This window comes from Palleronia sp. THAF1 (assembly GCF_009363795.1).
Lineage (GTDB): Bacteria > Pseudomonadota > Alphaproteobacteria > Rhodobacterales > Rhodobacteraceae > Palleronia.
This window is the reverse complement of the sequence record NZ_CP045420.1, coordinates 758,686-781,851: the sequence shown is the minus strand read 5'-3', so window position 1 is coordinate 781,851 and position 23,166 is coordinate 758,686. Positions and strand designations below refer to the sequence as shown.

33 protein-coding genes and 1 tRNA gene are annotated in these 23,166 nt (G+C 64.6%); 24 read left to right on the top strand and 10 right to left on the bottom strand.

Going from position 1 to position 23,166, the window contains the following annotated elements; all coding sequences use genetic code 11:
• The first annotated feature begins 23 nt into the window (after positions 1-23).
• On the top strand, positions 24-1,412 hold the full coding sequence (gene lpdA / locus FIU81_RS03915) for a dihydrolipoyl dehydrogenase (RefSeq protein ID WP_124111977.1): 1,389 nt from the start codon (positions 24-26) through the stop codon (positions 1,410-1,412).
• A gap of 132 nt (positions 1,413-1,544) precedes the next feature.
• Positions 1,545-1,958, top strand: a complete 414-nt coding sequence (locus FIU81_RS03910) for a BLUF domain-containing protein (protein ID WP_124111976.1) — start codon at positions 1,545-1,547, stop codon at positions 1,956-1,958.
• A 62-nt stretch (positions 1,959-2,020) separates the two neighbouring features.
• Here FIU81_RS03910 and FIU81_RS03905 read toward each other — a convergent pair whose 3' ends face one another.
• Positions 2,021-2,689 carry a GntR family transcriptional regulator gene (locus tag FIU81_RS03905; RefSeq protein WP_124111975.1) on the bottom strand — a complete coding sequence of 223 codons (669 nt, stop codon included), beginning with the start codon at positions 2,687-2,689 and terminating at the stop codon, positions 2,021-2,023.
• 31 nt (positions 2,690-2,720) lie between these two features.
• A complete protein-coding gene (locus FIU81_RS03900) occupies positions 2,721-3,395 on the bottom strand; it encodes a M48 family metallopeptidase (RefSeq protein ID WP_254695986.1) in 675 nt (224 codons plus the stop codon).
• A gap of 125 nt (positions 3,396-3,520) precedes the next feature.
• Here FIU81_RS03900 and FIU81_RS03895 point away from each other — a divergent pair, with 125 nt between their 5' ends.
• From FIU81_RS03895 to FIU81_RS03860, 8 genes are all read left to right on the top strand, one after another.
• Positions 3,521-3,850 carry a TIGR02300 family protein gene (locus FIU81_RS03895; protein ID WP_124111973.1) on the top strand — a complete coding sequence of 110 codons (330 nt, stop codon included), beginning with the start codon at positions 3,521-3,523 and terminating at the stop codon, positions 3,848-3,850.
• A 91-nt stretch (positions 3,851-3,941) separates the two neighbouring features.
• Positions 3,942-4,017, top strand: a tRNA-Ala gene (locus tag FIU81_RS03890).
• A gap of 195 nt (positions 4,018-4,212) precedes the next feature.
• Positions 4,213-5,103: a DMT family transporter gene (locus FIU81_RS03885; RefSeq protein ID WP_124111972.1), complete on the top strand. Its 891-nt coding sequence runs from the start codon at positions 4,213-4,215 to the stop codon at positions 5,101-5,103.
• A complete protein-coding gene (locus FIU81_RS03880; protein WP_124111971.1) occupies positions 5,100-5,762 on the top strand; it encodes a spermidine synthase in 663 nt (220 codons plus the stop codon). Before FIU81_RS03885 ends, FIU81_RS03880 begins: the two co-directional genes overlap by 4 nt.
• A 44-nt stretch (positions 5,763-5,806) precedes the next feature.
• Complete coding sequence (locus FIU81_RS03875) at positions 5,807-6,535, top strand: 5-oxoprolinase subunit B family protein (protein WP_124111970.1); 729 nt, start codon at positions 5,807-5,809, stop codon at positions 6,533-6,535.
• Positions 6,532-7,530 (top strand): biotin-dependent carboxyltransferase family protein, encoded by a 999-nt coding sequence (locus tag FIU81_RS03870; RefSeq protein ID WP_124111969.1) that lies wholly within the window; start codon positions 6,532-6,534, stop codon positions 7,528-7,530. Before FIU81_RS03875 ends, FIU81_RS03870 begins: the two co-directional genes overlap by 4 nt.
• The gene (locus FIU81_RS03865; RefSeq protein WP_124111968.1) at positions 7,527-8,282 is read left to right on the top strand and encodes a LamB/YcsF family protein; all 756 of its coding nucleotides are present in this window, start codon (positions 7,527-7,529) and stop codon (positions 8,280-8,282) included. Before FIU81_RS03870 ends, FIU81_RS03865 begins: the two co-directional genes overlap by 4 nt.
• Before the next feature lie 3 nt (positions 8,283-8,285).
• Positions 8,286-9,407 (top strand): MFS transporter, encoded by a 1,122-nt coding sequence (locus FIU81_RS03860; RefSeq protein ID WP_124111967.1) that lies wholly within the window; start codon positions 8,286-8,288, stop codon positions 9,405-9,407.
• Here FIU81_RS03860 and FIU81_RS03855 read toward each other — a convergent pair.
• Together FIU81_RS03855 and nth are read right to left on the bottom strand one after the other, a co-directional pair.
• Positions 9,385-10,365 (bottom strand): adenosine kinase, encoded by a 981-nt coding sequence (locus tag FIU81_RS03855; RefSeq protein WP_124111966.1) that lies wholly within the window; start codon positions 10,363-10,365, stop codon positions 9,385-9,387. The genes FIU81_RS03860 and FIU81_RS03855 overlap by 23 nt on opposite strands.
• Complete coding sequence (gene nth / locus FIU81_RS03850) at positions 10,362-11,006, bottom strand: endonuclease III (RefSeq protein WP_124111965.1); 645 nt, start codon at positions 11,004-11,006, stop codon at positions 10,362-10,364. Before nth ends, FIU81_RS03855 begins: the two co-directional genes overlap by 4 nt.
• Before the next feature lie 135 nt (positions 11,007-11,141).
• Here nth and FIU81_RS03845 point away from each other — a divergent pair, with 135 nt between their 5' ends.
• Complete coding sequence (locus FIU81_RS03845; protein ID WP_124112076.1) at positions 11,142-11,969, top strand: methylated-DNA--[protein]-cysteine S-methyltransferase; 828 nt, start codon at positions 11,142-11,144, stop codon at positions 11,967-11,969.
• 109 nt (positions 11,970-12,078) lie between these two features.
• Entirely contained in the window at positions 12,079-12,738 is a 660-nt protein-coding gene (locus tag FIU81_RS03840; RefSeq protein WP_124111964.1) for an OmpA family protein, read from the top strand.
• Between the two features lie 147 nt (positions 12,739-12,885).
• On the opposite strand, the gene FIU81_RS03835 is transcribed toward FIU81_RS03840, so the two are convergent.
• From FIU81_RS03835 to FIU81_RS03815, 5 genes are all read right to left on the bottom strand, one after another.
• The gene (locus FIU81_RS03835; RefSeq protein WP_124111963.1) at positions 12,886-13,443 is read right to left on the bottom strand and encodes an ATP F0F1 synthase subunit B; all 558 of its coding nucleotides are present in this window, start codon (positions 13,441-13,443) and stop codon (positions 12,886-12,888) included.
• Positions 13,440-13,985, bottom strand: coding sequence for a F0F1 ATP synthase subunit B' (locus FIU81_RS03830; protein ID WP_124111962.1), 546 nt, complete (start codon positions 13,983-13,985; stop codon positions 13,440-13,442). Before FIU81_RS03830 ends, FIU81_RS03835 begins: the two co-directional genes overlap by 4 nt.
• A gap of 73 nt (positions 13,986-14,058) precedes the next feature.
• Positions 14,059-14,295: a F0F1 ATP synthase subunit C gene (locus FIU81_RS03825; protein WP_124111961.1), complete on the bottom strand. Its 237-nt coding sequence runs from the start codon at positions 14,293-14,295 to the stop codon at positions 14,059-14,061.
• Positions 14,296-14,354: 59 nt separating this feature from the next.
• The gene (locus FIU81_RS03820) at positions 14,355-15,158 is read right to left on the bottom strand and encodes a F0F1 ATP synthase subunit A (protein ID WP_413816221.1); all 804 of its coding nucleotides are present in this window, start codon (positions 15,156-15,158) and stop codon (positions 14,355-14,357) included.
• A 3-nt stretch (positions 15,159-15,161) separates the two neighbouring features.
• Complete coding sequence (locus FIU81_RS03815) at positions 15,162-15,503, bottom strand: AtpZ/AtpI family protein (RefSeq protein WP_124111960.1); 342 nt, start codon at positions 15,501-15,503, stop codon at positions 15,162-15,164.
• A 238-nt stretch (positions 15,504-15,741) separates the two neighbouring features.
• On the opposite strand from FIU81_RS03815, the gene FIU81_RS03810 reads away from it, so the two are divergent.
• Entirely contained in the window at positions 15,742-16,080 is a 339-nt protein-coding gene (locus FIU81_RS03810) for an ArsR/SmtB family transcription factor (RefSeq protein WP_124111959.1), read from the top strand.
• On the opposite strand, the gene FIU81_RS03805 is transcribed toward FIU81_RS03810, so the two are convergent.
• A complete protein-coding gene (locus FIU81_RS03805) occupies positions 16,077-16,964 on the bottom strand; it encodes a LysR family transcriptional regulator (RefSeq protein WP_124112074.1) in 888 nt (295 codons plus the stop codon). The genes FIU81_RS03810 and FIU81_RS03805 overlap by 4 nt on opposite strands.
• 163 nt (positions 16,965-17,127) lie before the next feature.
• Between FIU81_RS03805 and FIU81_RS03800 the strand changes: the two genes are divergently transcribed.
• From FIU81_RS03800 to rpmE, 11 genes are all read left to right on the top strand, one after another.
• On the top strand, positions 17,128-17,613 hold the full coding sequence (locus tag FIU81_RS03800; RefSeq protein WP_124111958.1) for a hypothetical protein: 486 nt from the start codon (positions 17,128-17,130) through the stop codon (positions 17,611-17,613).
• Positions 17,606-17,947, top strand: coding sequence for a DoxX family protein (locus FIU81_RS03795; protein ID WP_124111957.1), 342 nt, complete (start codon positions 17,606-17,608; stop codon positions 17,945-17,947). The genes FIU81_RS03800 and FIU81_RS03795 overlap by 8 nt, the downstream gene beginning before the upstream one ends.
• A gap of 116 nt (positions 17,948-18,063) precedes the next feature.
• Positions 18,064-19,569, top strand: a complete 1,506-nt coding sequence (gene ffh, locus FIU81_RS03790; RefSeq protein ID WP_124111956.1) for a signal recognition particle protein — start codon at positions 18,064-18,066, stop codon at positions 19,567-19,569.
• The gene (locus FIU81_RS03785) at positions 19,566-20,078 is read left to right on the top strand and encodes a GNAT family N-acetyltransferase (protein WP_124111955.1); all 513 of its coding nucleotides are present in this window, start codon (positions 19,566-19,568) and stop codon (positions 20,076-20,078) included. Before ffh ends, FIU81_RS03785 begins: the two co-directional genes overlap by 4 nt.
• Complete coding sequence (locus FIU81_RS03780; protein ID WP_124111954.1) at positions 20,075-20,353, top strand: chorismate mutase; 279 nt, start codon at positions 20,075-20,077, stop codon at positions 20,351-20,353. The genes FIU81_RS03785 and FIU81_RS03780 overlap by 4 nt, the downstream gene beginning before the upstream one ends.
• Before the next feature lies 1 nt (position 20,354).
• Entirely contained in the window at positions 20,355-20,753 is a 399-nt protein-coding gene (gene rpsP, locus FIU81_RS03775; RefSeq protein ID WP_124111953.1) for a 30S ribosomal protein S16, read from the top strand.
• A 67-nt stretch (positions 20,754-20,820) separates the two neighbouring features.
• Positions 20,821-21,327, top strand: coding sequence for a ribosome maturation factor RimM (gene rimM, locus FIU81_RS03770; protein WP_124111952.1), 507 nt, complete (start codon positions 20,821-20,823; stop codon positions 21,325-21,327).
• Between the two features lie 61 nt (positions 21,328-21,388).
• Complete coding sequence (locus FIU81_RS03765; RefSeq protein WP_124111951.1) at positions 21,389-21,550, top strand: DUF1328 family protein; 162 nt, start codon at positions 21,389-21,391, stop codon at positions 21,548-21,550.
• A gap of 38 nt (positions 21,551-21,588) precedes the next feature.
• Complete coding sequence (trmD, locus tag FIU81_RS03760; RefSeq protein ID WP_124111950.1) at positions 21,589-22,419, top strand: tRNA (guanosine(37)-N1)-methyltransferase TrmD; 831 nt, start codon at positions 21,589-21,591, stop codon at positions 22,417-22,419.
• A gap of 51 nt (positions 22,420-22,470) precedes the next feature.
• Complete coding sequence (gene rplS / locus FIU81_RS03755) at positions 22,471-22,863, top strand: 50S ribosomal protein L19 (RefSeq protein ID WP_124111949.1); 393 nt, start codon at positions 22,471-22,473, stop codon at positions 22,861-22,863.
• Between the two features lie 11 nt (positions 22,864-22,874).
• A complete protein-coding gene (gene rpmE / locus FIU81_RS03750) occupies positions 22,875-23,096 on the top strand; it encodes a 50S ribosomal protein L31 (RefSeq protein WP_124111948.1) in 222 nt (73 codons plus the stop codon).
• Positions 23,097-23,166 lie beyond the last annotated feature (70 nt).

Here is a 23,166-nt window from a genome sequence, read left to right as displayed (position 1 = left end):
TTATCCGCACCCGAGGAACCCCCATGTCCCAATACGATGTCATCGTCATCGGCTCCGGCCCCGGCGGCTACGTCTGCGCCATCCGCTGCGCGCAGCTTGGCCTGAAAACCGCCTGCGTCGAAGGGCGCGACACACTGGGCGGCACCTGCCTCAACATCGGCTGCATCCCGTCGAAGGCCCTGCTGCACGCCACACATATGCTGCACGAAGCTGAGCATAACTTCGCCAAGATGGGCCTGAAGGGCAAATCGCCATCCGTCGATTGGGACGCGATGCAGGACTACAAGAAAGACACCATCGGCCAGAACACCAAGGGCATCGAGTTCCTGTTCAAGAAGAACAAGATCGACTGGCTCAAGGGCTGGGGATCAATCCCCAAGGCTGGCAAGGTCAAGGTCGGCGACGAGGTGCACGAGGCGAAGAACATTGTCATCGCAACGGGCTCCGAGCCATCATCCCTGCCGGGCATCGAGATCGACGAGAAGATCGTCGTCTCCTCCACCGGCGCGCTGGCCCTGAGCAAGATCCCCAAGAAGATGGTCGTGATCGGCGCGGGCGTCATCGGGCTGGAGATGGGCTCTGTCTATTCCCGTCTGGGCGCCGAAGTGACGGTGGTCGAATATCTCGACACCATCACGCCCGGTATGGACGGCGAAGTGCAGAAGACCTTCCAGAAAATCCTCGCCAAGCAGGGGATGGAGTTCATCCTTGGCGCCGCCGTACAAGGCGTCGAGGTGAAGGGCCAGAAAGCCAAGGTCACCTACAAGTCCAAGAAGGACGATGCGGAGTCGGAAATCGACGCCGATGTCGTGCTGGTGGCGACCGGTCGCAAGCCCTTCACCGACGGTCTGGGCCTGTCCGATCTGGGCGCCGACATGCATGAGCGCGGCCAGATCACGACCGATGATCACTGGAAAACAAGCATCGACGGCATCTACGCCATCGGCGACGCGATCACCGGCCCGATGCTGGCCCACAAGGCCGAAGACGAAGGCATGGCCGTCGCCGAAGTCCTTGCGGGCAAGGCGGGTCACGTGAACTACGACGTGATCCCCGGCGTCATCTACACCCACCCAGAGGTCGCCAACGTGGGCCGTACCGAAGAGCAGCTGAAGGAAGACGACACGCCCTACAAGGTCGGCAAGTTCTCCTTCATGGGCAACGGTCGCGCCAAGGCAAACTTCGCCGCCGACGGCTTCGTCAAACTGCTCGCCCACAAGGAAACCGACCGTATCCTTGGCGCGCACATCATCGGCCCAATGGCGGGCGACCTAATTCATGAGATCTGCGTCGCGATGGAGTTCGGCGCGGCAGCGGAAGACTTGGCCCTGACCTGCCACGCCCACCCGACCTACTCCGAAGCGGTCCGCGAAGCAGCCCTCGCCTGCGGAGATGGCCCGATCCACTCCTGATTGGGGCCGGGCAACAGAATGATGCGGGGGGCGTGACACGACCCGCCGCACAATTCGCGCTTGTGGATTTCCGTCGCTCCGCCCCCGACGAGCGTGATATCATTCCGGGAATGCCACAACAGGAGCCGGACCATGAGCGTCTACCGCGCGATCTACACATCGCAGCCCTTCGGCTTCGACACGGGCATCCTTCATGCCATCCTGCTGGACGCACAGCGCGCGAACGCCCGCGACGACATTTCGGGCGCGCTGATCTGTCGGGCCGACATCTACTTGCAATGGCTAGAAGGCCCCGAGCCTGCGGTGAAGGACGCTCTGGCACGGATCGCTCGCGATGACCGGCACCTGAATATGCGCATGCGCGTCGAAGGCACTATCCCGGAACGCATGTTCGGCGAATGGGCCATGCTGCACGATCCCGCTGTCTCTTGGATCTGGACCCAGAAGCAGGTCGCCGACGGTGCGGTCGACCGCGCAACAGCCGCCGAGATCGAAGCGTTCTTCCCACCCCTGCGCGATCTGGCCACCATGCAAGCCGCCGACTGACCCCCGGCTTCATCGTTCCAGAAATACCTCGGGGGAGCCGCAAGGCGGCGGGGGCAGAGCCCCTAACTCTCGCCGGCCAGGATCAGTCGCAGCCCTTGCGTGACATCCGCCCGCACCGCCAATCGAAGGCCCGGCTCGTCACCAGCCTTCAAAGCCGCCACGATCTGCCGATGCCCACCGGGCACGCTGGTGCGGTTCAAACGCCCATAAAGTTTGCGCATCGTCGGCCCCAGTTGCAGCCAGACCGTCTCTGCCATCGCAAGGATCGCAGGCGCTTGCGCCCGCAGATACAGCATCCGGTGGAATTCGAGGTTCTGGCGAATGTAGCCCACTGCGTCGTGCTTCGCGATCGTCTGGGCCAGCAGACCGTTCTGCGCTTCCATCCGGTCGATCAACGCCAAATGCGCGCGCGGCAAGGCGCGGCTGGCCAATTCGACTTCCAGAAGCGCGCGCAACGCGGCCAGCTCTTCGATCCGATCCGCCGTCAGAAGCGGAGTCGTCACACGCCCCGAGGACGACAGCGACAGGGCCCCTTCGGCCACCAATCGCCGCACGGCCTCTCGCGCGGGGGTCATGGACACATCGTAATCCAGCCCGATGCCTCGCAGGGTCAGCGCATGGCCAGGCGCGATCTCTCCATGCATGATCCGCGTGCGCAGATGGCGATAAACGCGGTCATGGGCGGCCAGTTTGGCGCCGGGCACGGGATCGGGGCGAATTTGCATCAGCATGGACGTATCTGACGCCTTGGCCCGTCAGCCGTCAATCGTCGAACCGCCACGCGTGAAGCGCCGCGCCATGGGCACGCAGCCAGTCGCGCTGGTTCCGCCAATCGGGCCGCAAGCGCGCACAGGCTTCCCAGAAGGCCGCCGAGTGATCCATATGCTCCAGATGCGCGACCTCATGCGCAGCCACATAATCCAGCACCTCCCACGGGGCCATCACCAGCCGCCACGAGAACATCAAGTCGCCCTTGTGATTGCACGACCCCCAACGCGACCGCGTATCGCGCAGGGTCAGCCGTCCCGGGACCCGGCCCAGCGCAGTCGCATGGCGGGCCACCGCCTCGGCCAGTCGCGCCCGCGCCGTCTCTCGCAGAATAGCCGCCACCTGCGGTCCCACCGCGCGCCCCGTCCGCACACGCAGCACGCCGTCGCCCAGACCGGGCCGCCCTTCGATGATGCCATGCGATACGCCGCCTACTGGCACCGTACCGTCCAGAACAGCCGACTGCCCTTCAGGCACACGCCCCGTCTGCGCACGCAGCCAATCGGCCTTCGTTTCGGCAAACCGCAGCGCCTCGGCCTCGGACACGAATCGGGGTCGCGTCAGCGTCACGCGCCCGTCCAGCGATGACACCCGCAAGCTGATCCGCCGCGCGCGCGCAGACACCCGGCACAGAATGTCCAGCGGAGGCTCTCCGTCCAGCCTCTTCACTATATGCGATCCCGTTCCCATATCACTCGTCTAGCGTTGCCCCCCGGCTGGCGAAAGCCTTTGACACCCCAAAGCCGCTATGGCAGGGGACGCAGGTTCCGGAAATCACCGAAAAAGAGGGTTCCATGCCCAAGGAAGAATGGGGAACGAAGCGCGTATGCCCGACCACCGGCAAGCGTTTCTATGACCTCAACCGCAATCCGCCCGTCTCGCCCTACACCGGCGAGGTCGTGCCGCTGGATACCGGCAAGAGCAACCGCACGATGCTGGCCGACAAGGCGGACAAGAACGCCAAGAAGGACCAGGTGGAGGACGATGAAGACGTCGTGCTCGACGATGACGAGGACGCCGATCTGGCGGTCGCCGACGATGTGCTGGACGAAGATGACGACGACGATGACAACGTCTCGCTGGACGAGATTGCCGACGTCGCCGACGAGAAGTCCGACGACTGATAGATTGCCGCCGGGAAAGCGGGATTTTCCGCTTGAACGCCCCCGGCGGCTCTTCTAGAGACACCGCACGCGCCACATAGGCACGTGCAAAGGGCCCTTAGCTCAGCTGGGAGAGCGCCTGCATGGCATGCAGGAGGTCAGCGGTTCGATCCCGCTAGGGTCCACCAACATCTTGCAAATCAGAGATTTGAAGGATGAGTGCGCGACAGCGTTTGCCCCGCAAACGTGTGCGGCACCCGGTTAAAATTGTCCCACACCGCTCGCCGTCGCCGCACACACACGACGCGCTGCGTCGTTCCTGACCCACGCATCATGCCACAGGGGCTTTCCGCAGCGTCTGCCGTCCGATACGGCCTGCCCCCATGAAAGCCGAAAACACGCAATCCCTTGCCAGCCTGATCGTCGTCGCGACCGGCGCGATGTGGGGTCTTTATTGGCTGCCCGTCCGTCAGCTGGAACAGGCGGGGCTTTCAGGCGCGTGGGGTACGCTCGTCGCCGTTGCCATCGGGGCCCTGCTGCTGAGCCCCTTGGCTCTGTATCGCCGCCGCACCCTGTGCCGCGCAACCCTGCGCACCATGGCCTTCACCGCGCTGGGTGGGGCCGCCTTCGTCCTCTACTCGATCGGTTTCGTGTACGGGCGTGTCGCGATTATTATCCTGCTGTTCTTCCTGACACCCGTGTGGAGCGCCCTGATCGGCCGCTACATCATGGGATGGCGCAATTCCCCGGCACGTCTTGTCGCCATCGTCATGGGGCTTCTGGGCCTCGGGATCATTCTAAGCGCGGACGGCCAACTGCCCCTGCCGCGCAATGTGGGCGAATGGATGGCGCTGGCCTCGGGCGTCCTATGGTCCATCTCATCCACCGGCATCCGCACCAGCGAAGGCATCCCGGCCATCGAAGCGGGGTTCGTCTTCGCCCTTGGCGGCTGCGCAGCGGCCTTGGTGCTGGCGCCGCTTTTGGCACCGATCCCTACAGCCCCGGACGTCGGTGCAATCGCCGGATGGGGCCTGGCGGCGGGCGGACTGTGGTGGGCGGCATCAATGGCTGCCTTGATGTGGGCCACGGCCCGCTTGGAGCCAACGCGTACCGGTATTCTGCTGATGTCGGAAGTTGTTGTAGGCGCGGTATCGGGCGCCTTGCTGGCCGGAGAGGTGTTGGGCCGATTGGAGATCGCCGGCGGCACGCTGGTCATTGGAGCGGCCATTCTGGAAATCCGGTCCACGCGTCGGACCGCGAGTGTGAGCGCATGATTCCCTGGGAGCAGCTTGCAACGGCCACGGCCCCTGATGGAGACACTCTACGGCTGATGCGGCGCGGCGATGAATTCTCGATTCGAATCGCTGGCGGCAACGAGTTGATGAACAGCCGTCTGGGTGGCTCGGAAGAGGCGCTCGCGACGTTGACGTTGACCGCGCTGAACCGTCCCGCCCCACGCATTCTGATCGGTGGGTTGGGCATGGGCTTCACCCTGCGCGCCGCGCGCACCGCGGCCCCGGACGCGCAGATCATCCAAGCCGAGATCGTGCCAGAACTGGGCGACTGGGCGCGCGGCCCCATGGCCCTGGTGTTCGGCGATTGCCTGTCGGACCCGCGCACCACGCTTTCCATCGCCGATGTCGCCGACGCCATGCGCAACGGCCCCTACGACGCTATCCTGCTCGACGTCGACAACGGCCCCGACGGGCTGACCCGCCCCGGCAATGATGCGCTTTACTCCGCCGTCGGGCTGGCGCGCGCCTACGCCGCCCTGTCGCCGGGGGGCATCCTGTCGGTCTGGTCCGCCGCGCCCGATCGCGCCTTCACGCGGCGGCTGGGCGATGCGGGCTTCCATGTGACGATCGAGACCGTGCGCGCAGGCCGTTCGAAACGCGGGCCAAAGCATACGATCTGGCTGGCCCGCCGCAGCTGACGCGGCGCGTTGACATCCCCCGCGTCCCGCCCCCACATCGGATCATGGCAGACGCATTTCCCCGCTTTACCCCCCTTGGCCTCGACGGCCTGCTGGTCAGCTTTTCCGACCGACTGGACGAGGCCGCGAATCGGGCGGCCCTAGCCTACGGGGCGGCATTGCGGGCGGAAAACTGGGAGGGCGTCACCGAGGTCGCAACCTCGCTTGCCTCCGCATTCCTGTCCTTCGATCCCGGTCAGGCACGCTACGATGATCTCGCCTCGCGCGCCGAAACCTTGGCCCACAGCCGCGACTGGACCGACGCCACCCTGCCCACGGGAGGCCGCCTCTTCACCATCCCCGCTTGCTTCGAAGACCCCTTCGGCCCCGATCTGGCCGACGCCGCCCGCCTTGCCGGCGTCTCGCCCGAGACCGCCATCGCCGAGCTGTGCGCGGAACCCCTGCGAGCGCTGGCATTGGGCTTCGCACCGGGGCAAGCCTATCTGGGCGAGTTACCCGACCATTGGGCCATCGACCGCCAGACCGATCTGACCCGCGTCGAAACCGGCGCCATCGTCACCGCCGTGCAGCAGGTCATCGTCTTTGCCACATCCGGCCCCACCGGTTGGCGACAGGTCGGCATGACTCGCTTCCACGGGTTCCGTCCCGACAACGCTGATGCGCCCATTGCGTTGCAGCCGGGCGATGAAATCCAGCTGAAGCGCGTAGGTGCTGACGCCTTCGCTACTCTGTCGGCCCCCGATGGCGGCGCGACCGTGGAAGACATCGCATGACCCACGTCACCATCACGCGAGCCGGTCCGGGTATCACGGTGCAGGACCTCGGCAGACCGGGCTACATCGCTCAAGGCCTGTCACGCGGAGGGGCCGCCGACCGGATCGCACTGTTCGAAGGCGCTGCGTTGCTGGGTCAAACCGTGACAGCCGCGCTGGAACTGCCCCCCGTGCTACTAACGCTGACCGTGGACGCACCCACGCGCATAGCCCTGACCGGGACGCCCATGCGCGCCGCGCGCAACGATGGTCCGTTACGCTGGTCAGCCAGCCACCGATTGCAGGCTGGCGATACGCTGACCCTGTCGCCCCAAGGCGGTGGCTTTGCATACTTCACTTTCGGCGGCGGGATCGACACCGCTTTGCTGATGGGCAGCCGCGCCACCCACCGGGCCGCAGGGATCGGCTCAACACTAAAGGACGGCGACACACTACCCCTCGCCGAAGACACGGGCACGATAACTGACCGCACGCTTGATCCGGCCCCGCGCGGCACCGACGCCCCCCTGCGTCTACTGCCATCGGCCCACACACATCTGTTCGACGACGCCACCCAGGCACGCTTCACCGACACCGTCTTTACCCGCGACACGCGCGGCAATCGGCAGGGCATCCGTCTGACCCATGAGGGCGCGCCTTTCGCAACGGCGGGACAACTGTCTTTGTTGTCCGAGATCGCCCGCCCCGGCGACATCCAGATGACAGGCGAAGGCACGCCCTACATCCTTGGCCCCGAATGCCAGACGACCGGTGGCTATCCCCGCATCGCGTCGATCCTGCCCGCCGATCTGCCCCGCGCGATGCAGGTCGCCACCGGGGCCAAGCTGCGCTTTGCCTTCGTCACCCGCGAAGAGGCCCTGACCACCTACGAAGACGACGCCGCGCTGCTGGCACGTCTGACCAAGCGCACCCGCCCGCTGACGCGCGATCCGCGCGACATGAACCTGTCCGACTACCAGTTGATCAGCGGCGTCACCGACGGGGACCAGCCATGACCAAAATCGACCTGAACGCCGACATGGGCGAAGGCTTCGGCCCGTGGCGCATGACCGACGATGCCGCCCTGCTGGACATCGTCACCAGCGCCAACATCGCCTGCGGTTTCCACGCCGGAGATTGGGACACGATGGCCGACGTTATGGCGCGCGCGGTCGCGGCGGGTACCAACATCGGCGCGCATCCCGGCTTCCCCGATCTGCAGGGCTTCGGGCGACGCAAGATGGACATGGCCCCCGCCTCGGTCGCGCGGCTGGTGCAATACCAGCTGGGCGCTGCACAGGCGATGGCGCGCGCGGCAGGCGGGCATGTGCGGCACCTGAAGCTGCACGGCGCGCTGTCGAACATGGCGATGGTGGATGGCGACCTCGCCCGCGTTGCCTATGCCGCCGCGTTGGACGTGCAGCCGGACCTTGTGCTGATGGTCTTGGCGGCAACGCCGATGGAGGATGCCGCCAAAGCCCTTGGCGCCACCTACGCCGCCGAGATCTTCGCGGACCGGGGATACGCCGAGGACGGCACCCTGATTCCGCGCGGCCAGTCGGGGGCCATGGTAACGGACGCGGACGAGGCCGCCGAACGCATCAGCGCCATGGTGCGCGAAGGCGCGATCATTACCGCCAAGGGCACACGGATCGAAGCGCGTATCGACACCGTCTGCCTTCATGGGGACGAGCCCTCTGCCGTGGCCGCCGCGCGCACCCTGCGCGACCGGCTGGTTGCGGATGGCATAACCATCGCGCCCTTCTAGGCCATGCGCCCCGTCCCTACCCTTGCCGCCGCAGTGGGCATCGTCGGTGCGAACTCTCTGGTTCTGTCGCCTTTGGCCGGTGCGGTGGGCGCAGACCTTGGCACCACAGCCGCTGCCGTGCTGTCGGCGACCGCGACCTACGGCGCGGGCACGGCAGTCTCTGCCCTGGTGCTGGCCCCCTACGCCGACCGGATCGGACTGGCCCGCGCTTTGACACTGGCGCTGGGAGTCATGGTTGCGGCGCTGGTGGCCTCTGCCCTTGCGCCGTCCGTCACGTGGCTGGCCGCCTCGCAAACCGTTGCCGGTCTTGCCGCGGGAATCGCGCTTCCGGCGATCTACGGCCTGGCGGCAGAACTGGCTCCGCCGGGCCGCAGTGCCGAGGTCATGGGCAAAGTGCTGACCGGCTGGGTGCTATCCCTTGTCTTCGGCGTTGCGGCATCGGCCCTGCTCGCCGACCTTATGGATTGGAGGCTGGTCTATGCCGTGATGGGCATCCTTGGGGCAGCCCTTGTCTGGCTGGTCCGTGCCCTGCCGAACACGCCGCGCGACCGCGTCCGGGGTTCGGCCGCCTGGCGCATCCCCGGTGTGATCCCCGCGTTGCTGAATGTGCTTTCGTTCATGGCCGCGTTCTACGGGCTATACGCATTTCTCGGGCCGCATATCACCGAAGGATTGGGTCGTTCGACCACGGTCGCGGGGCTGACGGCGCTGTTCTACGGGATCGGCTTCGCGGGGGTGTCGCCACTGGACCGGATGATCGACCGCGTCGGAGCAGACCGAGCGGCCCCGCCCGTCTTTGCAGCCCTGATCGCCGTTTACGTGGCCCTCGCCATGACGGCGCATAGCCTGCCGTTGCTGCTGGTGACCTGCACGGTTTGGGGTGCCGTGAACCACCTTGGCCTGAACCTGATCGTCGGGCGGCTGACCGCACTCGCTCCGACGCGGCGCGGTGCGATCATGGGCCTGAACTCTGCCACGACCTACGCCGCCGTCTTCGGCGCAACATTGGCGTTCCGGCCCGTCTACCAAGCCTACGGTTTTGTTCCGCTGGCCTTGCTGAGCGCCCTCGCCGTCCTGCCCGCCTTGTTTCGGGCGCTGCGGGCTAGAGCAGCCCCAGTTCTTTGAACCGCACGCCCATGTCCGTCTCGGGCCGGGGGCCCACGTGCCCGATGACCTCTGCCGCAGCGGCAACTCCCATGCGGCCCGAAGTCTCCATATCCCGGCCTGTCGTATAGCCATAGAGAAAGCCGGCGGCGAACTGGTCGCCCGCGCCGGTAGCGTCCACCGGAACAACCGTTTCAACCGGGATCTCCACTCGCTTGCCGTCCTGAATGACGAGAACTGCGTCGCCGGAACGGGTGCAGACCACGGTGCGACAGGCGCTTGCCGCCTTGTCCAGAGCCGTATCCAAGTCGGTCTCGTACAGCGTCGTCCACTCAGCCTCGTTGCCGATGGTGACGTCCATCTCTCCAGCGATCAGCTGTTGGAAGTCAGCGCGGTGGCGGTCGGTGCAGAACGGGTCGGACAGGGTGATCCCGGCCTGCCCGCCCGCGTCGTGCATCAGTTGCGCGGCGCGGCGGAAGGCTGTCTTCCCCTCGTCCTTGTCGAACAGGTAGCCTTCGAGGAACACGAATCCGCCGTCCGAGAACGCCGCTTCAGCCACATCGCCCGCGCCCAGATCGGCACCTGCGCCCAAATAGGTGTTCATCGACCGCTCGCCATCGGGCGACACGAAAATCATCGAGCGCGAGGTCGGCGCGTCTGCCCCTTCGACCGGCGGGTTCGGGAATGCGATACCGTCGGCCTGCATCCCCTCGGCATATCCACGCCCCAGCGCGTCGGCCTTCACCTTGCCGATGAACGCGGCTTCCAGTCCCAGCTTGCCCAGCCCCGCAATGGTGTTCGCGACCGACCCGCCGGGCGTCTCGACCCGATTCTCCATCGCGGCATACAAAAGCTCGGCGCGCGGGCGGTCGATCAACTGCATGATGCCTTTCTCGATCCCCATATGCTCCAGGAACGTATCCTCGGCGCGGGCGATCACATCGACGATGGCGTTTCCGATGCCGATCACTTTGGTCATTCGGTCTTCTCCTCGTAGGGGCATAGATCCCGGATCAGGCAGGCCGGGCATTTGGGTTTACGCGCCACGCAGGTATAGCGTCCGTGCAGGATCAGCCAGTGGTGCGCGTGAAGCTGGTATTCGGCGGGCACGTTGTCCTCAATCGCCCGCTCGACCGCGACGACATCCTTGCCGGGCGCGATCCGCGTGCGATTGCCGATGCGGAAGATATGTGTGTCCACAGCCTGCGCGGGATGGCCCCACCACATGTTCAGCACGACGTTCGCGGTCTTGCGCCCGACGCCCGGTAACGCTTCCAGCGCGGCACGCGACGATGGCACTTCGCCGCCGTGTTCTTCCACGAGGATGCGGCTGAGCTTGATGACGTTCTTCGCCTTGTTGCGGTACAGGCCAATGGACTTGATGTGCTCGATCAGTCCCTCTTCCCCGAGGTCCAGCATCTGCTGGGGCGTGGTGACCTTGGCAAACAGGTCTTTCGTTGCCTTGTTCACGCCCGCATCGGTCGCCTGCGCGGAAAGGGCAACGGCGACGACCAGCGTGTAGGCGTTCACGTGATCCAGTTCGCCCTGGGGTACGGCTTCGGCAGCCTGAAAGCGGGCGAATATCTGCGATTGCAGCTGATAGGGAAGCGGCTTGGCCATGGGCGCGTTCCTGCACCGGCGTTGCGCCTCTGTCCAGCTTCGGGTCGTGAGTATTTGTGAAAACAAAGAAGGGGGATGCGCAGGTTCCGGGTCGTCGGGCGCGTTGCGGGCGCGTATCTTGAGGCCATGACCCAAATGACAGAGATCGAATCCCGCTACCACTGGCTGCTCATGCGCCGGGCCATCGACCGGCTGGATCAAGGCCGCGACCTGAGCCTTGAGGACATCGCCGCCGAGATGGACCTGAGCCCTGCGCACTTCCAGCGCCTGTTCTCGCGCTGGGCCGGGGTCAGTCCCAAGCGGTTCCAGCAATTCCTGACGCTGGGCCATGCCAAGCGGCTGTTGGACGAGCGGCACACGCTGCTGGATGTCGCAGGTCAGACGGGGCTCTCCGGCACATCGCGCCTGCACGATCTGTTCCTGCGGTGGGAAGCGATGAGCCCAGGTGACTACGCGCGCAAGGGCGAGGGACTGACGATTCGGTACGCCTACGCGGACGGCCCATTCGGGCGGATGCTGGGCATGGCGACGGAACGCGGTCTGGCAGGACTGGCCTTCACCGAAGAAGACGGCGATACGGTTGCTTACGATGACCTGTCCGCGCGCTGGCCTTCCGCCACCTATCTGCAGGACGAAGCGGCTCTGGCCCCGCATTTCGCCGCGCTTCACGGTACCGGCGAGCATCGGCTGCACCTGATGGGCGGCCCGTTCCAGATCAAGGTCTGGGAGGCGCTGTTGGCGATCCCCGAAGGACATGTGACCACCTATGCCGAGATCGCGCGCGCCATCGGCCATCCGAAAGCGCATCGCGCCGTGGGCACGGCCGTGGGGCGCAACCCGATCAGCTGGCTGATCCCCTGCCACCGTGCCCTGCGCCAGACCGGCGCTCTGGGCGGTTACCACTGGGGGTTGCCGGTGAAACGCGCTTTGCTGGCGGATGAGGCAGCGCGCACCGGCTTCTGATCTTGGCGGTTTCCCGCGCACGTTTTCGGCAACGGGACTGTGAAACCTGCCCATTTGGAATAGATACGCGCGCAAGAGATGTGCATCTCAACCGATTTCAGAGGATCCCATGACCTTCACCAAGATCACCCTTCTTACCGCCACCGCCGCCAGCCTGACGCTGGCCGGTTGCGTGACTTCCCCCACCACCGGAGAGCCGGATCGCGTGCGCAACGGCGCACTTGTCGGTGCCGCCGTGGGCGCGCTGGCCGGTGCCAGCCAGGGAGACGACGCCAATGACCGCCAGCGCAACGCGTTGATCGGAGCGGTCGTCGGTGGCGGCGCGGGTGCTGCCGTCGGTTCCGTATTGGAACGCCAGGCCGCCGAACTGCGTGCGCAACTGGGCACGGGCATCATCATCGAGAACACCGGGTCCGAACTGATCGTGCGTATGCCGCAGGACATCCTGTTCGACACCGACAGCGCGCAGCTGAACATGAACCTGAACGGCGATCTGCGTCAGCTGGCGGCGAACCTGAACAAGTACTCTGCCTCGACCATCGAGGTGCAGGGCCACACCGATTCCACCGGTTCCGACGCCTACAACCAGAACCTGTCGCAGCGCCGTGCACAGGCGATCACGCAGGTGCTGGTCGCGAACAACGTATCCCCGTCGCGCCTGCGGGCCGTGGGTTACGGCGAAAGCCGCCCGGTCGCGTCGAACGATTCGGCACAGGGGCGTCAGCTGAACCGCCGCGTGCAGATCGTGATCCGCCCGAATCAACAGTAAGCTTCGGATCACCCCGGACGACAGAAGGCCCGCGGCATCCCCGCGGGCCTTTTTTGTGTGCGAGGACTGGGCACGGACATAAGAAAACCCGCCGCGATTTCTCGCGACGGGTTATTTTTCTCCCTGGCGGACTGGCCTCGTTCGGACCTAGTGCAGCTTTGCGCGCACCGTTTCGATGGACTCGTCGATTGTCGTGTTGCGACGGGACGCATCCATTTGCTCGGCCAGAACCTGACGGGCGGCGGCAATAGCCACGTCCACGGCACGGCTGCGGATTTGCCGCTTGGCGTCATCCTCGGCCTGCGCGATCTGGTCCTTGGCAGCGGCAAGACGGCGCTCGACCGAGGTTGCCAGTTCAGCCTTGGCCTTTTCGGCATTCGCCTCGGCTTCAGCCCGCGCGTTTTCGACGATGCGATCGGCCTGCGCCTGCACATCCTTCTGCTTGCGCTCGTAGGAGGCCAGCAGCGTCTGCGCTTCTTCCCGCAACTCACGTGCTTCGGCCAAGTCGGCCTTGATGCCTTCGGCACGATTGTCGAGCATTCCCAGCAAGGTCGACGGGATCTTGTAGTACAGCAGGATGCCGATGAAGATCGCGAAGCCTAGCGTCACCACGAAGTCGGTGTTGTCGAGGTCGAGGAAAGCGCCCTCGGCCGCGAAGGCCTGTGCCGGGATCAGTGCGGCGGCGATGGCGATATAACGGTTCATGCCGTGCCTCCCATCTTGCGGTCGACCGCTGCGTTCACGGAGCCTTCGTCGGCAGCGCCGCCGAATGCCGCCACGATGGCTTGCGCGGTGTCCTTGGCCACCTTCTCGACGTTCTCGGTCGCGCTGGCCTGGATCTCGGCGATCCGGGCCTCGCTTTCCGATTGCTGCGCCGCGATCTCTGCATCCGCACGTTCCATCGCGGCGTCGAGTTCAGCGCGCATCTCGGCCTTGTTCTCTTCCGCGATGCGGTTCGCCTCGGCGCGGGCATCTGCCAGCGCCTGATCGTAAGCTTTTTCGGCCTCCGCAGCCTTGAGCTTCAGCTCTTCGGCGGCGGCAATATCATTGGTAATCGTGCCCTGACGTTCGGACAGCACGGATTCAATCCGCGGCAACGCCACTCGGGACAGCACGAAGTAGATCGCGCCAAGCGCGATGAGAAGCCAGAAAATCTGGTTCGGCAGCGTGGTAAAGTCGAGCTGAGGCATGCCGGTGGCGGTCTCGTGCCCGGCTCCCAGCGCGGCTTCTCTGGATTCGGTCGCCATCAAAGCATCCTTCTGAAGTCGGTCGACCGGGGATGCAGAGCGCCCCCGGCCACGAAGAGCATCAGGTCAGACCTTAGACGGCGAACATCAGCAGCAGGGCGACCAGGAACGAGAAGATGCCCAGTGCTTCGGCGAACGCGATGCCGATGAACAGCGTGGCGGTCTGACCGGCAGCAGCCGACGGGTTGCGCAGCGCGCCGGACAGGAAGTTGCCGGCCACGTTGCCAACACCCAGAGCGGCCAGGCCAGCGCCGAGACCTGCGATGCCAGCACCGATGAACTGGCCCATGTTTGCGATATCGCCTTCCATGATCATTCTCCTTGGATTGGAAGTCAGTTGTCAGGACAGGGCAGAGCGCCCCGCCCGCGTTAGTGAGACGGGTGCAGCGCGTCCTTGAGGTAGACGCACGTGAGGATCGTGAAGACGTAGGCCTGGATGAAGGCCACAAGCACTTCGAGCGCGTAGATCGCCGTGATCGCCAGCACCGGGACGATGCTGAACAAACCCAGCGCACCGGCGAAGCCAGCGAACACCTTCAGCACGGCGTGACCGGCGGTGATGTTACCGGCCAGACGGACAGAATGGCTGACAGGGCGCACGAAGTAGGAAATCAGTTCGATGATTGCCAGGATCGGGCGCAGCACCAGCGGAGCGGAGCTGACCCAGAACAAGCCCAGGAACGAAGCGCCGTTCTTGACGAAGCCAAGGATGGTCACACCCAGGAACACGAACAGCGCCAGAACGACCGTTACGCCGATGTGGCTGGTGGTCGAGAAGGACATCGGGATCAGCGCAAGGCTGTTGGCCATGACGATGAACATGAACAGCGTCATGATGTAGGGGAAGTACTTCAGAGCGTCGCGGCCCGCGACATCCTCGACCATCTTGTAGACGAAGCCGTAGGCCAGTTCGGCGACCGATTGAGCGCGGCTTGGGATGACGGCGCGGCCGCGCGTGCCGATGACCAGCAGAAGCACCGTGGCAAGAACCGCCAGCGCCATCCAAAGCGTCAGGTTGCTGACCGTGAACATGCCGACCCGACCGTCCGAGAACAGCGGCTGGATCACGAACTGGTCCATCGGGTGGATGTTCAGACCCTCTCCCGTGCCTGCGAAGACGAGCGTGGCCAGAAACGCCACGACAAGCAGTACGATGCCGATCACCTTGGTCACGATCTATTCCCTCTTTTGCTCCGATGCCGCTTCAGCTTCCGCCGCATCGACGCCTAACTTAACTTCCTTCGCCGTGCGCAGCATCACGTTGATGCCGGCGGCGAAGCCCAGGAAGGTGAAGAGCACCAGGAAGATCGGCATCGTCCCGAACAGGACATCCAGACCGTACCCGATGCCGAAGCCCATCCCCAGGCCGACGACCAATTCGATGACCATGCGGTAGGCAAGCTCGCCCCCCGAATAGCCCTGACCGTGGGACGAAGGCTCTGGCGCGTCGCGCCTTTTGCGCGCGGCCAGCTTCTTCTCAAGCTCTTCCATGCGGGCGCGTGTCGCGTCGTCCACCATGGCGGGGCCCCCTCTCGGTCGGCCGTTACCTACGCCGGAAGCGCTCAGGGGGTCAAGACTGCCAGAATGTCGTCAAATCAATATCTTAACGCGACCGTCATATACCATTCATATTCAACGCAACGGTTGAGTAACGGCGCCCATATTCTTTGTTTTCTCAAATACTCATGGCAAGACCTCGGCCCTGCGCGACCTCAACACCACTTGCGCGCCGCGGCTCGCCAAGCGCAAATGCCCCATGTCCCAACCGCTCGATCTTGTCTTCCAAGCCCTCGCCGATCCAACCCGGCGGCGTATTCTTGCGATGCTACTGGAAGACGACATGGCCGTAACGGATGTGGCGCAACCGTTCGAAATGTCCCTGGCCGCCATATCCAAGCACCTTGGCATCCTGTCCCGCGCTGGCCTGATCGCTCAGGAACGGCGCGGGCGCGTGGTCTGGTGCAAGCTGGAACCCGATGCTCTGCGCTGCGCGTCCGTGTGGATGCAGGGGTTCGGGCAGTTCGATCCCGTCAACCTTGACGACTACGAGCGGTTCCTCGTCTCCGAGCGTCTATCCGACCCGTCCGACGGCTAAAGCTGCGCCGTCGGCCACTCTTTGGCTGCCTCTTTCAGGAACGTCAGGAACGCCTGGACCTTCACGCTGCGGTGCAGGTCCACGTGGGTGACCAGCCACAGCGGCACGCGCCATTCCTCGCGTGGTGGCAGAACTTGCGTCAGGCCGTCGTCTCGCGATCCCGTTGTATAGCTGTGGAACCCAAGGCCGACGCCCGCCCGCACCGCATCCAGCGCGATGCGTTGGTCATAGGTGCGGAACACGATCCGCTCTTTCGGAACGGCATCATGAAGCCATCGGTAAAACGGGGCGCGCGTGTCGGGGTCTTCCGGTCCTACGAAATCGTGCTGCGCCAGATCGTCCTCCGATCCCGGCGCACCCTTCGCATCCAGATACGCCGCGCCCGCATAAAGCGCGAAATCCATATGCCCGAGGCTTTGCACCACGTTATCGGGATCGCTGGGCGGCGCGCCCGCCCGTATCGCGACATGCGCCTCACCGTATTCCAGCCGGAACAGGCGATCCCCCGCCAGCAGGTGGATCAGCACGTCGGGATGCTGGGCCCGAAAGGCGGTGAAGATCGGCGCCAGCAGCGGTGACAGCGAATCGAGCGATGTCACCACCAGATCGCCCGATACGGCCTCTCCACGCCCCTGCACGCGGCCTGCGAGCTGCGCGAACTGATCGTCGGCGGCTTGTGCGACCTGCAACAGATCCAAACCCGCTTCTGTCGGTGTGTAACCCCGCGCGTGGCGCTGAAACAGCTTCACGCCCAACTGATCCTCCAGCGCGTCGATGTGACGGATCACTGTCGCATGGTGCACCCCAAGGACCGACGCCGCCCCGCTGACAGTGCCGGACCGCGCCACTTGATAGGCGGTCCTCACCTCATCCCAAGTCTTGATTGCCATGTTGATTGTGCGCCCTTGAACAATGTTACATATATTATGACCCAAGGGTGTGCCATCGCAAGGGCATCAGCACTGCATCCGACAAGGATACAGCGCATACGGAACAAGGACCGTCGCGCCGGGTTCACCCTGCGACCCTTTGCCTACGGAGAGCAACATGACCCCGACCACCCGCAATTCCGCCATCGCCATCGCAGCCGCCGCCACGATCATTCCGGCCGTGGCCGCCGCGATGTATCCCGACCGCACCCGTCGTTTGGGACATGACCTGTCGAATCGCGTCCACGATGCCTTCGACAGCGGATCGTCTGATGTCGAAGGCCAAGCCCGCAAAATCATGTCCCGCCTCGACGGCATGTCGCACGATCTACAGGTCCGCGCGGGAATGGCCAGCGACCGACCCTCTTACGGCACCATGATCGCTGCCGGGGTCGTTGCGGCCATCGCGATCCCCGCCGCTCTGACCGCATGGTTCGCGCCCGACCGCGTACGTCAAGCTCGTGATTATGTCTTCGGCGAAGGCGATCCAGAACAGGATCTGGCAGACCTGTCTTCGCGCCTTGACGACCTGACCGCCAATATCGAACGCCAGCGCGAAGACGCGTTCGACAGCGTGACCGCCGCCGCACACCGCGATGACTGATACTGCGCGCCAGGGTCTGCGCGCCGCGTTGACCCTGGGTTTTCTATGGTTCGGCTTGACCAAGCTGACCGGCACGGCCGGAACCGTTGCATTGTATGATGCACTCGGTTTCGGCCAGTGGCCACGTTTCGTGACCGGCACGGTTGAAACTTTGGGCGCATTGGCCCTGTGGTCGCCCCTGGCCCGGCTCGCCGCGCTTGCCCTGTTCATTACCATGATCGTCGGCTTTACCGCGAAGACCATGCTCGTCGGGCCACCAGTCTGGCATATCGCAGCCATGGGCCTTGCCACTGCCCTGCTCATCTATCTTGACATGCGCGCGCGCCGCGCATAGCTGGCTCTCAATTCCGGAAGTCACAGCTTCCGGTCCCGGCATCGCGTCGGGATCGCCCCCCGCCAGCGAGTTTCGCCCGCGGGGGCCAATTACGTTTGCTTCGGGGGACTACGCCCATGTTCGACAACCTGTCAGACCGCCTTGGCGGCGTCTTCGACCGGCTGACCAAGCAGGGCGCGCTGTCCGACGACGACGTCAAAACCGCCCTGCGCGAAGTCCGCGTGGCCCTGCTGGAAGCAGACGTCTCGCTTCCCGTCGCCCGCGATTTCGTAAAGGCCGTGCAGGAGAAGGCCACGGGCCAAGCCGTCACCAAGTCCGTTACGCCGGGCCAGCAGGTCGTCAAGATCGTCCATGACGAGCTGATCCACGTCCTTGGCGGCGACGACGAGGACCGCGGCGCACTCAAGATCGACAGCCCCCCCGCCCCGATCCTGATGGTCGGCCTGCAGGGATCGGGTAAAACCACCACCACCGCGAAACTGGCCAAACGTCTGAAAGACCGTGACGGCAAGCGCGTGCTGATGGCATCTCTCGACACCAACCGCCCCGCCGCGATGGAGCAGTTGCAGATCCTGGGCGTGCAGATCAGCGTCGACACTCTGCCCATCGTCAAGGGTGAGACCCCCGTTCAGATCGCCAAGCGCGCCAAGACGCAGGCCAGCCTTGGCGGATACGACGTCTACATACTCGATACCGCAGGCCGCCTGCACATCGACGAAGAGCTGATCCAGCAGGCCGCCGAAGTGCGCGACGTCGCCAATCCGCGCGAAACGCTGCTGGTCGTCGATGGCCTGACCGGTCAGGACGCGGTCAACGTCGCGACCGAGTTCGACGACAAGATCGGCGTCACCGGCGTCTGCCTCACGCGGATGGACGGGGACGGTCGCGGCGGTGCGGCCCTGTCGATGCGGGCCGTCACTGGCAAGCCCATCAAGTTCGTCGGCCTTGGCGAAAAAATGGACGCGCTTGAGACATTCGAGCCAGAGCGTATCGCCGGCCGTATCCTTGGCATGGGCGACATCGTCGCGCTGGTGGAAAAGGCGCAGGCCACGATCGAGGCCGAGCAGGCCGAGCGTATGATGAAGCGCTTCCAGAAGGGCCAGTTCAACATGAACGACCTGCGCACGCAGCTTGAGCAGATGCTCAAGATGGGCGGCATGGAAGGGATGATGGGCATGATGCCCGGCATGAACAAGATGGCCAAGCAGGTCCAGGAATCGGGCATGGACGACAAGGTGTTCACCCGCCAGATCGCCCTGATCCAGTCCATGACCAAGAAGGAACGCGCCAACCCGCAGATCCTGCAGGCCTCCCGCAAGAAGCGGATCGCGAAGGGCGCGGGTCTGGAAGTGTCCGAACTGAACAAGCTTCTGAAGATGCACCGTCAGATGGCGGATATGATGAAGAAGATGGGCAAGGGCGGCATGCTCAAGAAGGCCATGGCCGGGATGATGGGCAAGGGTGGCCCCTCGGAAGAACAGATCGCCCAGGCGCAGGCCCAGATGGGCAAAGGCGGCATTCCCGGCATGGGCGGCGGCAACCCGTTTGGCGGCGGCCAGAATCCCTTCGGCGGCGGCGGTGGCCTACCCCCCGGCTTGTCGGGCTTCGGGAAGAAGAAGTGAGCACCGCCCTCGCCCATATCTCTGGCCCGGTCCTGACGACGGACCGCCTGACGTTGCGTCTTCCGACGATGGCGGATTTCGACGTCTATGCGGCGTTTTACACGTCTGAAGACTCGGTCTTCGTCGGCGGGCCTTTCGCTGGCAAAGATCTGTGGCGTGCTTTTGCCGGAATAACAGGCCACTGGGCGTTGATGGGCTACGGCTGGTTCTTCATCGAACGCCGCGATACCGGCGCTGTCATCGGCATGACCGGCGTTCACCATCCCCCCGTCCATTTCGACCGCGAAATCGGCTGGGTGCTGTTTACGGATCGAGGCCAAGGTTTCGTCACAGAAGCCGCGACCGCCGCGCGCGATTGGGCGGCAGCCACCCTGCCTCCGGCCCGTCTTGTCAGCTACATCGACCCGGACAATGCCCCCAGCCAAGCCGTCGCCCGCCGATTGGGCGCAACTACCGATGGCGAGCGCGCGGCCCATGACGCGGGCTGTGAAGTGTGGGTGCACCCATGACCGACCTTCAAACCCTGCGCGACCGCATCGACCAGCTGGATGCGATCCTGATCCACACCCTTGCCGAGCGTTTTCGCAACACCGATCAGGTCGGCGCGCTCAAGGCGACTGGCGGTCTGCCGCCCCTCGACGAATCCCGCGAAGCGCAACAACGCGCCCGCATCGAAGCACTGGCCGAGGAGACGGGCGTCGATCCCGCCCTCGCCCTGCAAATCCTGGCCCTGGTCGTTGACCGGGTCAAAGACAACCACCGTAAAATCTCAGGAGATCAATAACATGGCTATGAAAATCCGGCTCGCCCGTGGCGGCTCCAAGAAGCGCCCCCACTATTCCATCGTCGCCGCCGACACCCGTATGGCCCGCGATGGCCGCTTCGTGGAAAAGCTGGGCACCTACAACCCGCTTCTGCCTAAGGACAGCGAAGACCGCGTGAAGATGGACATGGAGCGCGTGAAGTACTGGTTGAGCGAAGGCGCACAGCCCACCGACCGCATTTCTCGCTTCCTCGAAGCCGCTGGCGTGATCGAGAAGAAAGAACGCGCCAACATGCAGAAAGCCAAGCCGGGCAAGAAGGCCGAAGAGCGCGCGCAAGAGCGTGCCGACAAGGCCACGGCCCGCGCCGAAGCCGCCAACGCTCCTGCCGAAGAGACCCCTGCGGAAGAAACCGCAGAGTGATCCTGCCCAGCGAACGGCCCCGCACCCTACGGCGCGGGGCCTTTCAATTTCATGAACGGAGCGCGCGATGGCCGATTCCCTTGTCTGCGTAGGTCAGATCGCCGGATCGTTCGGCGTTCGTGGTGACGTTCGTCTGAAAAGCTTCTGCGCCCAGCCGGAAGCCATCGCGGCCTACGCGCCGCTTGTCACCGACGATGGGCGGACCTTCGATGTCACGCTGAATGGGGCGATAAAGAACGGGTTCTCCGCACGGTTGTCAGGCGTTGCGAAGAAAGAAGAGGGCGACGCGCTGAAAGGCGTCCGCCTCTACGCTCCCCGAGAGCGCCTGCCAGACCCGGATGACGACGAGTTCTACCACGCCGATCTGATCGGACTGGATGTCGTCGATACGGGCGGCACGATTGTCGGAAAAGTGAAAGCCGTGATCGAACAAGGGGCCGGTGATCTGCTGGAGATTGCAGCAAATGGTCAAACCGAGCCTGTGTTGCTGCCGTTCACCCAAGCCTTCGTCCCGACAGTCGATCTGGCCGGGGGCAGGCTTGTGATAGACCCGCCAGAGGGCATCTTTTCGTGAAGGAACAGGCAGGGCAGCGATCCGTTGCTCTGCCAGTCACCCTTTAAAGATTGCCCGTCCCATGCTTCAACTCATTCTTATCCTGCTGGCCGTCGCCGCCATCGCAGCGCTTCTTGGCTTCGGCCGCATTTCCGGCGTTGCCCTATCAGCCGCCAAGGTTCTCATCGGCATCGCGCTGGTCCTGTTCCTTCTGCTGGTTCTTGGGGTCGTCGCCATCGCCTGACCCTTGACTTGGGCCGCAACCGGGGCCACCCGGTTGCGATGCCCGCCCCGACCAAATCCCACGGCCGCCTGTCGGCCCGCGCCAACCTGCAACCGCGTGATCTCATGGCCGAAGTGCCGTCGGATGCGCACACGTGGGACGCGCGCGTCATCACCCTGTTTCCGCAGGCCTTTCCCGGCACGTTGGGGCTTAGTCTGACCGGCAAGGCGCTGGAGGACGGACTGTGGCGGCTGACTCCCATCGACCTGCGTCGCTTCGGCGAGGGACGGCACCGCAACGTGGACGACACCCCCGCAGGCGGCGGTGCGGGCATGGTCCTGCGCCCCGATGTCGTCAGCGCAGCCCTGCGAGAAGCCGCTCAAGGCACGCCGGACGACCGGGCGGAATGGCCCGTGATCTACCTGTCGCCCCGTGGTGCGCCCTTCACACAGCGCACGGCCGAGCGTCTGTCCCAGACCAAGGGCGTCACCCTTCTGTGCGGGCGTTTCGAAGGTGTGGACCAACGCGTTCTGGACCATCACCGCATCGAGGAAATCAGCCTAGGCGACTATGTTCTGACGGGAGGAGAGATCGCGGCGCAGGCCTTGCTTGACGCGACGGTCCGCCTTATACCGCGCGTGCTTGGGAATCAGGCCAGCACGGAACAGGAGTCCCACTCCGACAACCTGCTGGAGCATCCCCAGTACACGAAGCCCGCGCACTGGTCCGGCCATGACATCCCCGAGATTCTTCTTTCGGGGCACCACGGCAAGATCGAAGACTGGCGCCGCGCAATGGCCGAAAGGCTGACGAAAGAACGACGACCTGATCTCTGGCGGGCATACTGCGCAGCGCGCGGCTTGGACCCGGACGAAGACCGAGAGCTCTGAGGTGGTAATCAATCTCCGGGGAAAACCCTGGGCAACGAAGGAGCGTTAGGCATGGACCTGATCGCACAGATCGAAGCCGAGCAGATCGAAGAGCTCGGCAAAGAGATCCCGGACTTCAAGGCCGGTGATACCATTCGCGTGGGCTACAAGGTGACCGAGGGCACCCGCACCCGCGTTCAGAATTACGAAGGCGTCTGCATCAGCCGCAAGAACGGCAAAGGCATCGCCGGCTCGTTCACGGTTCGCAAGATCAGCTTCGGTGAGGGCGTCGAGCGCGTCTTCCCGCTGTATTCCACGAACATCGAGTCGATCCACGTCGTCCGTCGTGGCCGCGTCCGCCGTTCCAAGCTGTACTTCCTGCGCGAGCGTCGCGGCAAGTCGGCCCGTATCGTCGAACAGACCAACTACCGCGCGCCGAAGTCCGGCGACAGCGCCAGCAAGTAAGGAGCGACCCGATGAAAAAGGATATCCATCCCGACTACCACGTGGTCGACGTCAAGCTGGTCAACGGCGATGTCGTCCAGATGCGCTCGACCTACGGCAAGGAAGGCGACCAGATCTCTCTGGACATCGACCCCTCCGTACACCCCGCCTGGACCGGCGGTTCGACCCGCCTGATGGACACCGGCGGCCGCGTTTCGAAGTTCAAAAAGAAGTACGAGGGCCTGGGCTTCTAAACCCTCCCCCGTTCGATTTTCGGCAAACGCCGCCCTGACCGGGGCGGCGTTTTGCTTTTGTGTGCCTGCC